The 15,521-nt window shown below is 36.4% G+C and carries 18 protein-coding genes; 11 read left to right on the forward strand and 7 right to left on the reverse strand.

The features are described 5' to 3' along the window. Positions 1–226: 226 nt before the first annotated feature. Genes FLUTA_RS03365 through FLUTA_RS03375 form a run of 3 tightly spaced genes read right to left on the reverse strand, consistent with a single transcriptional unit; the run spans position 227 to position 4,064 of the window. Positions 227–1,855 (reverse strand): amidohydrolase, encoded by a 1,629-nt coding sequence (locus FLUTA_RS03365; protein ID WP_013685441.1) that lies wholly within the window; start codon positions 1,853–1,855, stop codon positions 227–229. Then, the gene (locus FLUTA_RS03370; RefSeq protein WP_013685442.1) at positions 1,855–2,619 is read right to left on the reverse strand and encodes an SDR family NAD(P)-dependent oxidoreductase; all 765 of its coding nucleotides are present in this window, start codon (positions 2,617–2,619) and stop codon (positions 1,855–1,857) included. The genes FLUTA_RS03365 and FLUTA_RS03370 overlap by 1 nt, the downstream gene beginning before the upstream one ends. Further along, a complete protein-coding gene (locus FLUTA_RS03375; RefSeq protein ID WP_013685443.1) occupies positions 2,616–4,064 on the reverse strand; it encodes a hypothetical protein in 1,449 nt (482 codons plus the stop codon). Before FLUTA_RS03375 ends, FLUTA_RS03370 begins: the two co-directional genes overlap by 4 nt. Before the next feature lie 135 nt (positions 4,065–4,199). Between FLUTA_RS03375 and purL the strand changes: the two genes are divergently transcribed. The 8 genes from purL (at position 4,200) to FLUTA_RS03415 (ending at position 11,300) form a co-directional block, all read left to right on the forward strand. Then, positions 4,200–6,437 (forward strand): phosphoribosylformylglycinamidine synthase subunit PurL, encoded by a 2,238-nt coding sequence (gene purL / locus FLUTA_RS03380; protein WP_013685444.1) that lies wholly within the window; start codon positions 4,200–4,202, stop codon positions 6,435–6,437. A gap of 85 nt (positions 6,438–6,522) precedes the next feature. Further along, positions 6,523–7,155: a 16S rRNA (guanine(527)-N(7))-methyltransferase RsmG gene (gene rsmG / locus FLUTA_RS03385; RefSeq protein ID WP_043023615.1), complete on the forward strand. Its 633-nt coding sequence runs from the start codon at positions 6,523–6,525 to the stop codon at positions 7,153–7,155. A 78-nt stretch (positions 7,156–7,233) separates the two neighbouring features. After that, on the forward strand, positions 7,234–7,596 hold the full coding sequence (locus FLUTA_RS03390) for a hypothetical protein (protein WP_013685446.1): 363 nt from the start codon (positions 7,234–7,236) through the stop codon (positions 7,594–7,596). A 104-nt stretch (positions 7,597–7,700) separates the two neighbouring features. Then, positions 7,701–8,153, forward strand: a complete 453-nt coding sequence (locus tag FLUTA_RS03395) for a DUF1801 domain-containing protein (protein WP_013685447.1) — start codon at positions 7,701–7,703, stop codon at positions 8,151–8,153. Continuing rightward, positions 8,150–8,800, forward strand: a complete 651-nt coding sequence (locus tag FLUTA_RS03400; protein ID WP_013685448.1) for an LURP-one-related family protein — start codon at positions 8,150–8,152, stop codon at positions 8,798–8,800. Before FLUTA_RS03395 ends, FLUTA_RS03400 begins: the two co-directional genes overlap by 4 nt. Before the next feature lie 154 nt (positions 8,801–8,954). Beyond that, positions 8,955–9,374 carry an IS1/IS1595 family N-terminal zinc-binding domain-containing protein gene (locus FLUTA_RS03405; protein ID WP_013685449.1) on the forward strand — a complete coding sequence of 140 codons (420 nt, stop codon included), beginning with the start codon at positions 8,955–8,957 and terminating at the stop codon, positions 9,372–9,374. A 142-nt stretch (positions 9,375–9,516) separates the two neighbouring features. Then, entirely contained in the window at positions 9,517–11,058 is a 1,542-nt protein-coding gene (locus FLUTA_RS03410) for an MFS transporter (RefSeq protein ID WP_013685450.1), read from the forward strand. Positions 11,059–11,075: 17 nt separating this feature from the next. Beyond that, positions 11,076–11,300 (forward strand): DUF6814 family protein, encoded by a 225-nt coding sequence (locus FLUTA_RS03415; RefSeq protein ID WP_013685451.1) that lies wholly within the window; start codon positions 11,076–11,078, stop codon positions 11,298–11,300. A gap of 920 nt (positions 11,301–12,220) precedes the next feature. On the opposite strand, the gene FLUTA_RS21515 is transcribed toward FLUTA_RS03415, so the two are convergent. The 4 genes from FLUTA_RS21515 to FLUTA_RS03435 form a co-directional block, all read right to left on the reverse strand. Further along, positions 12,221–12,385 (reverse strand): hypothetical protein, encoded by a 165-nt coding sequence (locus FLUTA_RS21515; RefSeq protein WP_013685453.1) that lies wholly within the window; start codon positions 12,383–12,385, stop codon positions 12,221–12,223. Positions 12,386–12,420: 35 nt separating this feature from the next. Beyond that, entirely contained in the window at positions 12,421–12,828 is a 408-nt protein-coding gene (locus tag FLUTA_RS03425; protein WP_148235384.1) for a hypothetical protein, read from the reverse strand. 141 nt (positions 12,829–12,969) lie between these two features. Beyond that, positions 12,970–13,296 carry a hypothetical protein gene (locus tag FLUTA_RS03430; RefSeq protein ID WP_013685455.1) on the reverse strand — a complete coding sequence of 109 codons (327 nt, stop codon included), beginning with the start codon at positions 13,294–13,296 and terminating at the stop codon, positions 12,970–12,972. 1 nt (position 13,297) lies between these two features. Next, on the reverse strand, positions 13,298–13,900 hold the full coding sequence (locus tag FLUTA_RS03435) for a DUF1566 domain-containing protein (protein WP_013685456.1): 603 nt from the start codon (positions 13,898–13,900) through the stop codon (positions 13,298–13,300). A gap of 83 nt (positions 13,901–13,983) precedes the next feature. Between FLUTA_RS03435 and FLUTA_RS03440 the strand changes: the two genes are divergently transcribed. The 3 genes from FLUTA_RS03440 to FLUTA_RS03450 are packed head-to-tail and all read left to right on the forward strand — an operon-like array spanning position 13,984 to position 15,478. Then, positions 13,984–14,244 carry a helix-turn-helix domain-containing protein gene (locus FLUTA_RS03440; protein ID WP_013685457.1) on the forward strand — a complete coding sequence of 87 codons (261 nt, stop codon included), beginning with the start codon at positions 13,984–13,986 and terminating at the stop codon, positions 14,242–14,244. A gap of 53 nt (positions 14,245–14,297) precedes the next feature. Continuing rightward, on the forward strand, positions 14,298–15,215 hold the full coding sequence (locus tag FLUTA_RS03445; RefSeq protein WP_013685458.1) for an IS1595 family transposase: 918 nt from the start codon (positions 14,298–14,300) through the stop codon (positions 15,213–15,215). After that, the gene (locus tag FLUTA_RS03450) at positions 15,212–15,478 is read left to right on the forward strand and encodes a hypothetical protein (RefSeq protein ID WP_013685459.1); all 267 of its coding nucleotides are present in this window, start codon (positions 15,212–15,214) and stop codon (positions 15,476–15,478) included. Before FLUTA_RS03445 ends, FLUTA_RS03450 begins: the two co-directional genes overlap by 4 nt. Positions 15,479–15,521 lie beyond the last annotated feature (43 nt).

The following is a 15,521-nucleotide window of genomic DNA, read 5'->3' on the forward strand; positions in this document are numbered from 1 at the left end:
AAAATTAAGCAATAGCGCAAAAATATTCATCCAAAACCTGTGTTTGTTTTTTCACTAAGCACACTTCTCTCATGACTTCTTACTTTTACGATGTGGGAATATAGTTTCTAACTTCGATCAAGTGCAATTCATGAACTAGTTGGAAAGTTACAAAGAATTACTGACTTGTGTTTGATCGTTTTTGGTTTTTTGGTTTGTAGGGTTCGTTTGCCGACGGACCCTTTTTTTATTCCATCGAGAACACTCTTTTTCCTTTTAAAAAAGTCAAGTACGCAAAATTAGGATGATAAATCCCCTTGGTTAAAAATGGATTTTCCAAAACGACCAAATTCGCTTCTTTTCCTTTTTCCAAACTTCCTTTTGTCTTTTCTTGAAAACTTGCAAAAGCTGCCCAAATAGTCATCCCACGCAAACAAGCCTCTTCTGTCAAAGCTTCCTCGATTAAAAAACCCGTTATTGGATCATTTTCTGCATTCTTGCGATTGATTGCTGCATGAATTGTTAAAAACGGATTGATATTTTCCACTGGAAAATCAGTTCCAATTGCAAGCATACCACTTCTCGTCAACAAACTATTGTAAGCATAAGCTCCTTTTAATCGTGCACGCCCCAGTCGCGCTTCTGCCCAACGCTGATCACTCACCGCATGTGTTGGTTGAACGGAAGGAAAAGCACCTGAACCCGCCAATAATTCAAAATCTTTCGGATCCAACACTTGAGCATGTTCAATTCGCCAACGATGATCTGGTTTTGTTTTCGAATATGCCACTATTAAATCAAGCACCAAGCGATTAGTCGAATCTCCAATAGCGTGAATGTTTAGCTGATATCCTGTCAACTCCGCCAAAGAAGAATAGCGATTCATATCTTCAAGTGATGTCGTTAACAATCCATGATTGTGTGGATCATCCGAATAAGGCTGTTTCAATAAAGCTCCTCGCGAACCTAGCGCACCATCACCGATTACCTTGAATGAACGAACAAGCAAATTTTTCTCTTTCAAAAAACCATGCTTTTTAGCAAATGCAGCATTTTCGGCTGTTGGATAAAGCATTCCATAAACCCCAATAGTCAATTGATTGTTTTTAACCAAATTTCGTACTAATTGAAAATCGTGCGTTGACAACCCCGCTTCATGCACATCGGTAATTCCATAAGCGAACAATTCTTGTTGAATTTCCAATAATGCTCCGGTTAATTCCTTATCAGAAAAATCAGGAACCTTGTCACTCACCAATGAAATTGCATTATCCAAAAGCACACCTGATAAAGTTCCGTCAGCATTCTTCAAAATTGCCCCACCATCTACTTGTGTTGTTTCATCAATCCCATATTTCTTCAATGCGGCATCGTTGACTAAAACAGCATGACCATCAATTCGATATAAAACAACTGGTTTTTGAGGAAATTTTTCATTTAACAGTTTATTATTCGGCAAGTCTTTATTATTCCACAAACTCTGATCCCAGCCTCCACCAACAATAACTGACCGTTCTTTTCTCTGGGAATACTTTTCAACCAAAACAACTAATTCCTCCATAGAAGAACATCCAACCAAATTCGCAGAAAGCTTTTGTCGCGCGAAACTCATTAGATGCCCATGCGCATCGGCAAAGCCAGGAAAAACATCCTTCCCTTCCGCATCGATGAATTCATCTGCACTGTATTTATTCATGATTTGCCGATCGGGACCAACTTCCACAATCTTCCCATCCTTTATTGCAATTGCTTGCGCAATGGAATTTTTATCATCCATCGTGTGGATTTTCGCATTGTGAATAACCAAATCAACCGACTTGCCTTTCATGCAGGAAACTCCGATAAGGAGAATTGAACAAACTAAAAAATAACGCATTATGAATGAATTTTATGAAATACTGTTGAGCTAGCTTGAGCCGCTGGCATAATTACCAAGTCATTGATGCAAACATGTTTGGGCCTAGAACACACGTAATAAACGGCATCTGCAATGTCCTCAGCCATCAAAGGATCGAAACCATCGTAAACATTTTTGGCTGTTTGTTCATCTCCTTTGAATCGAACCATCGAAAATTCTGTTTCAGCAGCTCCTGGAGCAATATTTGAAACTTTGATATTATCGTGAACTAAATCCATTCGAATAGCGCGCGACAAAGCATCAACCGCATGTTTGGTAGCGCAGTACACATTTCCTCCTGCGTAAACTTCTTTTCCCGCAATACTGGCAATATTTACAATGTGCCCGCAACCATTTTTCTTTAAAATCGGAGAAATTGCCCGCGTTACATAAAGCAAACCCTTTACATTTGTATCAATCATCCGATCCCAATCATCTGTAAGTCCCGAATCTATAGAGCCCCGACCAACCGCTAAACCTGCATTGTTAACTAAAACAGCAAGATTGTTCTTCACATCCTCTGAAAGAGAACCAACTGCTTGATTGACCTGATCTTCACTTCTCACATCAAAATTCAACAAAACAATATCTATCTTGTTTTTTGACAATTCGTTTTTAAGTGATTCCAAACGTTCGGCTCTTCTGCCTGTCAATATTAAATTCCATCCGTTCTCTGCAAAAATCCGAGCAGTGGCTTCTCCAAAGCCTGCAGTTGCTCCTGTAATAAAAATGTATTTCTTCATGTCTTAAATTTGAATGGCTTTGACCCCATCACTGAAATTAAAAAGATTGCAAGGTATGCTGGTAATCTGTATCGAACTAGGGCTCCTAAAACCGGAGTTGTCCAACCTATCAGAACCAGTAAAATAATTGAAAATACTAGCAGAAAAACAATAACGTTTCGTTCTTCCGAAGATCTGTGTTTTCGATTGCGCCAAATCCCAAACAAAAAAAGGATCAATAATCCGAAAGTTTCTAAAATATTCACCCATTTCAGTCTGCCACCTGGATCTCCAATTACTGGCCTAAAAGAAGCATTAACAAGTGCTTCTGGAATATTCTTGATTAATTGACCAAAATTAGCATTGATTGGAGTTAATTCGATATAACTACCGCATTCCGTTCCAATGAAATCAATTCTCCAAGGCCCATCAGTTGGTTTTAAGGTAATATCTTCAAATGGATAAGACATTCCAAAAGTCACCTTCTTTGCCTTAACCGGCTTTAAAACTTGCAATTGACCCTGATCTAAAAACTTCAAATCAGCATATTGATCTGTTCTAAAGTAATAATAACAAGAATCAGCATTTGCATGAACACCGCCCCTTCCAACATTCATAAAGTCAAATTGCATCCGCGTTAACCGATGAGTAACATTCGACCTCAAACTAGAAGATATTCCAAACATCAACATCACCAATCCCAACATGAAAACAGGAGCAAGCAAAACGCGTTTTTGAAAAACGAACTTCCCTAAAAAGTAAACTGGCAAAGCCAACAATAAACAAGCTAAAACATATGGTTTAAACGAAAGCATCAATCCAAACCCAAGAGCAAATCTCCACACACGCGATTTAAACGTCAATTCTCCTAGCAACCCATTTAGAATTAAGGCAAATCCGGTAATCATTAAAGGCTCCTTCAGAATCGAGCTCGTCCAAAAACCTAAGCTTGGAAACAGAAAGAGAGCATACCAAAACAATTGCTTCTTGTAGAAAATTCGATTCTTAAACGCATTAAAAATTTCTCTTAATCCTAAAAAAGAGAAAAAAGAAAAGAACAAAACATGGATATAGACATTTCCTTGAGAAATGAAAACAATCAAGCTATTCAATCGCAAAACATTTCGGGAATCATTCATTAAATCCAAATCACCTGCCGACCAATGATTTGTATGCGCCAAGTAATAGTCAACATCTACTTCAGAATTGAATCCAAGCAAAAATTTCAAATAATCGCCAATCGATTGATAGGCAACGTGATTTAAAGTCACACTATCATCCATGTATTCTTCCCAATCCACTGTGATTTCACCAATACCATATAATTTGGTATGAATAACCATGAAAAGGATCCCAAACAAGACTTTAATTCCCCAACCAGCCAACAGGTTTGTTCGCGATAAATCTACGATTTTGAGCCTCCAAACAAACCACGTAAAAAAAATCAGAACAAGTGTAAATACCATGCGGGCTCTAAGGTAATTATGAATTACGAATTACGAATGCCGAAATCCTATTTTTTCAAGATCTTTCAGACTGTGGAAATCTTGTCATTCGGAATTACCGAGGAATGATTACTTTTGCATCAAAGTTATAACAAAATGAGTACTTCCATTAAGCAAGAAGCTACATTAGAGCAAGCAGTTGAATTAGGGTTGCGTGCAGATGAATTTGAAATGATCAAAGGAATCTTGGGTCGCACACCAAATTTCACAGAAACAGCAGTATACTCTGTTATGTGGTCTGAGCACTGTTCTTATAAAAACTCCATCCACTGGTTAAAACAATTACCAAAAGATGGTCCACACATGTTGGTAAAAGCAGGTGAAGAAAATGCTGGATTGGTAGATTTAGGTGGAGGAATTGGATGTGTATTCAAAATTGAATCTCATAATCATCCTTCTGCATTAGAGCCATACCAAGGAGCAGCAACAGGAGTTGGAGGAATCAACCGTGATATTTTTACGATGGGAGCTCGACCAGTTGCACAATTGAACTCATTGCGTTTCGGAGATATCTCAGAAGCTCGCACAAAATGGTTGGTCAAAGGAGTTGTCAAAGGAATTGGCGATTACGGAAATGCCTTTGGTATTCCTATCGTTGGTGGTGAAGTGTTTTTTGACAAATCTTACAATCAAAACCCATTGGTGAATGCATTCTCTGCAGGAATCATTGATACGAAGAAAGTTATTTCCGCGAAAGCAAAAGGACCAGGAAATCCAGTTTACATTGTAGGTTCATCTACAGGTAAAGACGGAATCGCTGGGGCAGCATTTGCATCAAAAGATATTACAGAAGAAAGCGCTTCTGACTTACCATCTGTTCAAGTTGGTGATCCGTTCATGGAGAAATTGCTTTTAGAAGCAACAATGGAATTGGCAAATACAGACGCAATCGTTGGTATGCAAGATATGGGAGCAGCAGGAATCACTTGTTCAACTTGTGAAATGAGTGCTGGTGGTGGTGTTGGAATGGAAATCCATTTGGACCGTGTTCCTACTCGTCAGGAAAATATGTTGCCTTATGAAATTCTTCTTTCTGAATCTCAAGAGCGTATGTTAGTGGTAATTCAAAAAGGAAAAGAAGATGTGGTAAAACGCATTTTTGACAAATGGGATTTACATGCGGAAGAAATCGGAACTGTTACGGATGATGGTCGTGTTCGCTATTACATGAATGGTGAATTAGTTGGAGATGTTCCTGCTGAATCATTGGTTCTTGGCGGTGGAGCACCTGTTTATCAACGTGAATATTCCGAGCCAGCATATTACCAAGAATATAAAAAATTCACTATTGACTCTGTGAAACAACCTGAAAACCTAAAAGAAATTGGGTTCTTCTTGTTGAGTCAGCCAAATGTCGCTTCTAAACGTTGGGTCTACGAACAGTACGATTCAATGGTTGGAACAAAAACAATGACCACCAATCGTCCGACGGATGCAGGAATTGTAAATTTGAAAGGAACAGAGAAGGCATTAGCAATGACGGTTGATTGTAATTCACGTTATGTGAATGCAGATCCTGAAATTGGAACTGCCATTGCAGTATCAGAAGCAGCTCGTAATATTGTTGTATCGGGAGGAATTCCAAGTGCTATTACGAACTGTTTGAACTTTGGGAACCCATACAATCCAGAATCTTACTGGCAATTTGTTGGAGCAATCAAAGGAATGTCAAGAGCATGTTTGAAATTCGGAACACCAGTAACAGGTGGAAATGTGTCTTTCTACAACCAAAGTAACATTGGCGGAAAAGAGATTCCAGTTTTCCCAACTCCCACTATCGGAATGATCGGTGTTGTAGAAGATAAATCAAAAATCATGTCTTTGGATTTCAAACAAAAAGGAGATTTGATTTTCATTCTTGGAGATTGTGTTAATGACATTTCATCTTCTGAATACTTGGCAAAATACCACAAAATTGAAGCCTCTCCAGCTCCGCATTTCGATCTAGAAAAAGAATTTGCGTTGCAAGAAGCTGTAAAAGGATTGATCAGCACTGAATTAATTAACGCAGCTCACGATTGTGCTGACGGAGGATTATTCGTTTCATTGGTTGAAATGTCTATGCCACGTGGACTTGGTTTCGATATCGTTACTGATTCGGAAGTACGTGAAGATGCGTTCTTATTTGGTGAAGCCCAAAGTCGTGTTGTTGTAACAGTTTCAGAAGAAACAGAAGAAGACTTCATTGAATTCATGATGGGAAGTGGTGTGAATTACACCTTACTTGGTCATGTTACAAAAGGAAAAATGATGGTTGACGATGAGCATTTCGGATTTATCACTGAAGCAAAGGATATTTTCGATAATGCGCTTGGTAAACTAATTGAAGGATAATAAAAAGACTTTTAGACAAAAGACTCAAGATCAGATACACTAATCTTCTTGAGTCTTTCATTTAATGTCTTTTATCTATATAAAAATGAGCGTAGAGCTAATCGAAAAATACTTTCCAAAATTAACAGCCGTTCAAAAAAAACAATTCGAACGATTGGAGGAATTGTATTTATTCTGGAATGCGCAAATCAATGTAATTTCCCGCAAGGACACAGCTGATTTTTACGAGCACCATGTACTTCATTCTCTTGGAATTGCAAAAATCATGGAATTTGCGCCCGGGTCATCCGTTTTAGACATTGGTACTGGTGGTGGTTTTCCTGGGATCCCATTGGCGATTTTATTTCCAGAAGTTCAATTTCATTTGGTAGATTCAATTGGAAAAAAAATCAAAGTGGTAAATGAAATTGCACAAGCTTTAGATTTAAAAAATGTTTGCGGTACTCATGCGAGAGCAGAAGATATTAAAGAACAGTTTGATTTTATTGTAAGCAGAGCTGTAACAGCAATGCCTGCTTTTTTACCATGGACGAAAGGAAAGTTCTTAAAAGAAAATAAAAACCCGCTTCCAAACGGAATCTTATACCTCAAAGGAGGTGATTTGAAAGAAGAAATGGCACCTGTTAAGCAACCATCCAAAATCCATTCATTGCAAAAGATGTTTTCAGGAGAATTCTTCGAAACGAAGGCGGTTGTTTATGTCAATATGTCTAAATGAATTTAAAGATTTGATTTTAAGACAATTAAACCAGGTAGATTATTCCTGAATTCACAAATTATTCATTCAATTGGTTCGATGGACCCACAAGGGCTCAGCATGGAAGCCGTTAGTTATAAATCTGAAGACTTTCAACCCATCAGTAATGAAATCGGATACTACCGTGTAAAATTAATACATGATAACAGCTCCATTAAATCTTCCAATCCATTAGCAATTGAACAACAATCAATGAATGATGCAGAAATTGTAAAAGCCTTCCCAAATCCAGCTTCTACCGATTTAAGCATCCTAATCAATTCAAAAACGGAAACTGTCTATCAATTGACTCTTTCTACACCAAGCGGAAAAACGGTTTTTGAGAACAGCCAAAAAGTGGACAAAGGATTGTCATATTCGAAAACGGATTTTACTTATTATCGATTTCAACTCATAAAATAATTATTGATTAAGTATTAGTCGTTGGTTTTTAATGGTTCGTTATTAAAACAATAACAGTTGAAGTATTCATAAAAACAGCTAACTTGGTGTAAAAATTCAAATTGATGCAAACACCAGAGGAATTAATCAACAATGCGCCAGAAGAACGAAAGGATGCTTTAATCAAGCTTAGAAAGACGATTCAGGACAATATTCCAAAAGGTTTTGAAGAATGTATCAGCTACGGAATGATTGGATACGTTGTTCCACATTCGTTGTATCCTGATGGGTATCATTGTGATCCCAAATTACCATTGCCTTTCGTCAGCTTTGCATCACAAAAAAACTTCATTGCATTTTATCACATGGGAATGTATGCAGATCCTGAATTGTTAAATTGGTTTGTGAATGAATACCAACAAGTCAGTAAAACTAAATTAGACATGGGAAAAAGCTGCGTTCGATTTAAGAAACCAGATCAGATTCCCTTTGAATTAATCGGTCAATTAGTAACTAAAATAACTCCAGAAGACTGGATTAAAACGTACGAAAAAAACTATAAATCCAAATTGAAATGAGTGAATTATTAGACAACATGAGCTTTTTCGCTCAAAAGAATGTAGATCTGAAAAATCTAAATTATCCGTTAAAGTTTAGCTTCAAAATAGGAACCATGTCCAATGACTTCGTAATTGAAGATTCCAGTTCCGCAACATTGGCTTATGTGCGTCAAAAAATGTTCAAATTCATTGACGAGATTCAAGTTTTTACAGACACTAGTAAGAAGAATCTAGAATTCACAATTAAGGCGAATAAATGGATTGACTTTTCAGCAGCGTATATTTTTACAGATAAAAACGGAGTCGACAAAGGTCGTGTTGCACGCAAAGGATGGGCTTCTATTTGGAAAGCACGTTACGATGTATACGATCAAAATCAGCATCTGGCTTTTCACATCATGGAAGAAAATGCTTGGACCAAGGTTTTTGATACTTTATTCAGTGAAATTCCTATTTTGGGAATGTTTACTGGATACGTATTCAATCCGAAGTATATCGTGGGAAGACCCGATGGATCTAAAGTGATGCGATTGAAGAAAAATGCATCGATGTTTGGACGAAAGTTCTCTCTTGAAAAAATAGGACCTACAAACAATGCAAGCGAAGACGAATGCATCGTACTTTCATTGATGATGATGATCTTATTAGAGAGAAGACGAGGATAAATAAAATCTTAAAATTCAATAGAATAAAGACCCGCATGACTTTAGAGTAGTGCGGGTCGTTTCTTTTAACAACTCTAAATCATGATTTTATACGATCAAACTTGACAACACATCGCTAAAATACTATATTTATGCAAAAATAAAATAGTCTCCAATGAAAATTGAAAGTTGTCCAAAATGTCGAAGTCCTAAAATCATTAAAAGTGGTATTGTGAATAGCCGTCAGCGCTATACATGCAAACAATGTTCTTACAACTTTACGGTTGATAAGATCGGAAAGAAGATCGATGACTACTACATCACCAAGGCACTTCAGTTGTATCTGGAAGGATTGAGTTATCGGGAAATCGAACGCATTATTGGCGTTTCACACGTCACAGTTTCCAACTGGGTAAGGCACTACAAAATCAAACGATTAAACGACGGAATGTATCATCCAACCTACCGAATCATTACACATCAAGAACTTGTGGAGCAATTGAAAAACAAGGAATTCTTAACCGGAGCAGGAATGATCATCACAGAACTTGGCGATAAATTCATGCTGATTAAATGGGAGCGCTTCAGAGATTAACTATACTGTTTACAAAAATATATAACTCTTTTTTCTCTTCAGTCTGAATTACGGAATATTGGTAGAACGAAAACAAGAAGTGAGCTTCCGGAACTCCAACATTGTTTTTACTACGAACTTTTAAACTGTAATTCGAAAAGACATGAGTAACAATACATCTACTAAAGGAATTTGGAAAGTGATTTCCGCCTCCTCTGTCGGAACCCTCATTGAATGGTACGACTTCTACATTTTCGGAAGCTTGGCGGTGGTTATTTCCACCAAATTTTTCCCTGCAGATAATCCTGTAGCCGCATTCCTATCCACCTTAGCAACATTTGCAGCAGGTTTCGTTGTGAGGCCTTTTGGAGCATTGTTCTTTGGACGACTGGGCGACTTAATCGGCCGGAAATACACCTTCATGGTCACCTTGCTCTTGATGGGTGGAGCAACCTTTTTAATTGGCTGTGTACCCTCCTACGAAAGCATTGGGGTTTTTGCTCCGATTTTAATCTTAGTACTTCGATTACTTCAAGGGCTCGCACTTGGTGGAGAATATGGCGGAGCTGCAACTTATGTAGCTGAGCACTCACCAATTAATCAGCGCGGATATTGGACATCCTGGATCCAAACTACCGCAACCTTTGGATTATTCGTTTCATTGATGGTTATTTTGGTAACCCGTGGAGCTTTGAGTGAAGAACAATTTGATACTTGGGGATGGCGCGTTCCATTTTGGGTTTCAATTTTGATGGTCTTAGTCTCGTATTTGATTCGCAAGAAAATGCACGAATCACCCGAATTTGAAAAAGCAAAAACAGAAGGGAAAATTTCGAAAAATCCGCTCAAAGAAAGTTTTGGAAACAAGTTAAACTTCAAATTCGTACTCCTTGCATTATTTGGTGTTGCCATGGGACAAGGTGTTGTTTGGTACACAGGACAGTTCTATGCCATGAGCTTCCTCAAAACAGTCATGTACATTGACGCGCAGCAAGTAGATACACTCATGGGAATTGCACTTCTAATTGGAACCCCATTCTTCGTTGTCTTTGGTTGGATGTCAGATAAAATCGGTCGAAAAAAGATCATGCTTGCTGGAATGCTTTTAGCAATCATTTGTTACCGTCCAATTTATCGATTAATGTACGAGCGCACGAACGTCGAGAACAAAAAGGAATTGATTGTATCAACAAAAACCGATGCATCTGCGACCTTAGTTGCTAGTGGGACAGATTCGCTGTATGCAACAACAACCAATTACTCAGACGGAACAGTTTGGAATCAGAAGAAAACAGTTCACTTAGACAAGGAAAACGAAGTAATTATTGCAGCTGGAAAGCCGCGTATTGACACAAAAACATCAATCAACATTCCAAGCTCCGACAAATGGTTCCTGACCTTCCTCGTATTTATACAGGTCATTTTCGTGACAATGGTTTACGGTCCAATTGCAGCATTCTTGGTAGAAATGTTCCCTGTACAAATTCGCTACACTTCGATGTCTTTACCATACCATATAGGAAACGGAATTTTTGGGGGACTTCTGCCTGCTATTTCGACTTATCTTGTAACTCAATCGCAAGCCACAGGGGCAAAAGAATTCTATCTCGACGGATTATGGTATCCAATTATCATTGCAGGTGTAAGTTTCATCATAGGATTGATCTATGTAAAGGACAAGAAACCGGAACAAGTAACAAACTAATTAAAACACAAAACATTATGAACATTGTAAAAAGAGTTTTAGGAGTTGTTTGGCTATTACTAGCCGCTCTCTCAGCATATTTCTGTGTTATGAAATTTGGACTACCCAAGTTTTCAACAGGAAGCCAGGATGATTTGGTATTTGGAATAATCATTCTCTGTATTCTTACGCCACTTATTGTTTTAGGTTTAGCGATATTCGGGGTTTACGCTTTGAAAGGCGAATATGACGACGAAAAATAAATCTACATGTTTAAACAAAGAAACGCTTTCAGAAATGGAGGTGTTTCTTTGTTTAATATAAAATAACATATCGGATCAGGAGATCCTAAATAGCATAGATCCTAAGCATCGAAAATTAGTATATTTACGTTTAATGAAACGTAAAATAGGGATTCTACTATTAATTGTTCTAAACTCAATATTTACATATTTGATTGCTATAACAGCAATTCTTAGTTACGGCCTAATAAATGGGCGTTCAGGGCCAATTAAAGCACTGGAAACAGCAAATCATGTAGCGATAAGCATATTTATCAAGGTCGGAGCTTTATCCATCATCATTCTTACGATTAATTACTTAATCTCAAGGATAATGATTCAAAGCAAGAAACCTCTTGTTATCAGTATAATTATGGTAATGACCAGTTTATATAACCCAACCCACTAAAAAGGTGTAGAGAAGGGCGAGAATCTTTTTCTCACTTTGTTAGAGTCGGCGGAGTAAGATTCACTAGTAAACTCCGCCTTAATGACTCAGGTAAAAAGTAGAACTAATGCATGTGTAAGCGAATACACTACAAGAGCAAGTCTATACAATAGATGAGTTAGGCTTTTACACTTTACCTCAATCTCAAAAGATTTATACCGAAGTAGAAATTTTTCATTAGACATAACGAGACATGTTACGTGAATAACACCTTCTCTACACTCTATAAAAGTATAAGAAATTTAATATTAACAAGTAAAGGACTTAATTTAGAGTCCTTTTTTAATTATATGAAATTATGGAAAAATACATTTCTCCACCAGTTGAAGAAAATTATGAATATGTGGTATTTAAGGAGTACCTTGAGACAAAAGATTCACCAAAAGCAAAGAAACTTTTGGAAAAACTAAATTCTCTCAAAACCTGTGAGGACTACCTTAATTTTAAGAGTTTTCTACTGTGGGATCTCTTTATTGAGGCTTTCTAAAGACTTTTGTAAACCATTTACTTTCTCTCTTTCTTCAGGAGTAAGAAACTTATTCTTATTATACTCTTTAATAAGAATGTTCAGTAGTTGGTTTTGAACTTTGATGATTTCAATTAGTTTTTCTTCGTTCATAAATAGTTGTTTTAAATTGTGAATATACTAGATTATTAGCATGCGTTGAGAATTCCTACCAACAACATACTAAGAAAGATAATAAGTAGAATTCTTGCATCAGTTATTTCTAATTTTTCTTTTGGTTTAGGTGTGTCCCGAGATATTATTTTTGGAGTTTCATTAATAGGTTTTTGTTGGATATTTTTGTATGGAACAGGGCTTATAAATGTCCTATATACCCATACAGCTAAAAATATGAAGAGGGGTAGAACAACATACAAAAGGTATTCATAGTTACCATAGTAACCAAAAACACCAACAAATTTACAGTACTCATATCCACCGCCCCAAGATTCCTCTATAAATTCATGGAATGGGTAAAAATTCTCTTCTTCCTCTTGTGAAGTAGCATCAGGGGTAAGATAGTAGTGAGTATGAATAGTTGTAAGACCTCCGTCCATAAGCTCATATTTAACTCTTGTATCATAACTACTTTTAGGATGTAGTTCAAATAGATAACAGAAATACATTATGGAATGAATTAGAACCCAAAAGAATAGAAATTTTTTGAAGTTTTTTGACAGCATATGAAATTGAATTTATTACCAAGACATCATGGTATTCTTGTGTTTAATATAGAAGTCCCTCACTTGAATCCAAGTAGTTTCGTTTTCTAAGTTATACCGATAACATTTTTCCAATTCTATATTCACTTGATGATAATACTGACTTAGTTGTGTAGGGATATTATCTCCGTATTTTGAAGTCTTCATTTTGTAAGTTTCTGAAAGAATATGGAGCATTGTTATCACTTCGTTTGCTCTATTATTTCGTAACATCAACTGTTCCTTGTTCGGAGAGTAATTGTTTTGAGTAAATCCAATATTAGATGTAAATAGAAGTGTAATTATGAGTAGTAAATTTTTCATATCAAAACTTTCTAATTGCTCTTACAGGAAGAAGAACATTCTTTTGGTAAGCTTGACCGCTTAATACATTTCCACCAGATTTTATTTTCGCGGTCAAAGCTGAGGGTTTGTTTTCCTCATAACTAGTCCAGTAGATTTTGTTTGTATAAGTGGATTCAGTAATTACACCAGAGTTGATTACAATATATAATTCTCCATAGGTAGGAAGATACCAATCTGAATATCCATTAAGTACTAAGTTTTGACAAACTTTTGAAGCATACACACCAGTAGTTCCTAAAGAATCTATAATTCTTTGTGTAAATGCAGACCCTGCACCAACATACTGTCCACCTGAACCTAAATTTTGGTCTTTAAAACTTTGTGAAAAGCACAGCTTAAAAGAAGAAGCATTGCCAACTTCATTAGTCCATTTACATGTATCAATGTCTTGTTCTGTGATGATTAAGCCATGTTGCCCGTCTTCATCTAATTGAAACACAATCCCACCTTGATAAACAGCTCCTATGCTTGTTACAGGTGCTGGAGGTGTTGGTTCTGGTTCTTTCTTTTTACAGGAAAGGCTAATAGTAATAAGTGCTGTGAATAAGATTAGTTTTTTCATATTAATCATTTTTGATTAGTTTGTAAATATAATTCATCAAATTTGATTAGTAACAAACTTTTTAAATATTCTCTCTTTGGAGAATGGATAAGAATGAGTTTGACAGTTTATTCGGGGAGTTTATAAAACAAAAGAGAAAGTCTTTGAATTGGACTCAAAATGATCTTGCAGAGAAGATCAATAATGACTTCCAAAACATTTCTCGCTTAGAAAGAGGTGAAGTTAGTCCTTCTATATTTTGGATAAGTGAACTTGCCAAAGGTTTTGGTTGTTCTTTAGGTGAATTAATGACTGAATTTGACGCCTTTGTAAGTAACATTCAAAAAATTCCTTCAAAACACTAATAATTTCGTTACTTCTTAATAGTTGAGCATTACCCCTACATAATCGCTCACTTATGGAAGGTTTCTCAAGTCTTTATCAACTACTAGATTATTTCTCAACGGAAAATGTTTGTGAAGAGTACTTAGCTTTTACTCGTTGGGGTGAAAATCCTGAATGTCCTTATTGTAATAGTAAAAGAGTAAATTCTCTTAAAGGAAAAACAAAGCGCTATAAGTGCTATGGTTGTCGCAAACAATTTAGTGTAAGAGTTGGAACAATATTTCACAATTCTAAACTACCACTTAGAAAATGGTTTATAGCTATTCACCTTTGTGCTTCATCCAAAGGAATAAGTTCTCACCAATTAGCTAGAGAATTAAACATCAGCCAAGAATCAGCTTGGTTTATGCTTCATAGAATAAGAGAGACATTCACACAATCAGAAAGGAAGTTAAAGAAGAGAAAAGTTGAGATTGATGAAACCTTATTCGGCGGACTTGAAAAGAACAAGCATAAGGATAAGAAAACGCCAAACAATCAAGGAAGAAGCACAAAGACAAAAGCTGGGATACTTGGAATAATTGAACGAGGAGAAAATAAACAAGTGTATGCTATCCATGTTCCTAGATTAGATGGAAATACTATCATACCAATCATTGAATCGAAAGTTGCTAAAACATCAACAGTTTATACAGATGAATATCGTCCTTATAGAAGATTAAGAGCTAATTACACTCATAAATTTGTAAACCACTCACAAGGAAAATATGTAATCGCAGATGCACACACAAATACTATTGAAGGATTTTGGAGCATGCTAAAAAAGAACCTTGTAAATACATACCACAGCATATCAAAATATCACTTACAACGCTATATAAACGAAGTGGTGTTCAAATACAATAACAATCAAATAGAAAGATTTGACACAGTGCTAAAGAAAGCTATGCACGTCAGATTAGAGTATCAACAATTAATAATGAAGAAATGAAAGAAAGAATACCAAACGCAGAGAACATCCCTTATCAATATGATAAGGAGTTAAGATTTAAAGTCACAAATGACTTCTTTAAGTCAGTAGAAGGGCTTTCTATTAAAGAAATTGAAAATATTGTGGAAAATATATTGCACGAATTGTCATCCTTTAAAAGGAACATACCCTATAATGCTGAACTTTCTAAAAAAATGCTTTCAGAGATCCATGAAACAACAACAGCTGAAGGTATTATAATTCCGAAACCCCCAATTTCTTAGAAATATTATCCAGTTTTTGCCCCATGTTAACCCTTTCTAACAC

The organism is Fluviicola taffensis DSM 16823 (assembly GCF_000194605.1).
Classification (GTDB): domain Bacteria; phylum Bacteroidota; class Bacteroidia; order Flavobacteriales_D; family Crocinitomicaceae; genus Fluviicola; species Fluviicola taffensis.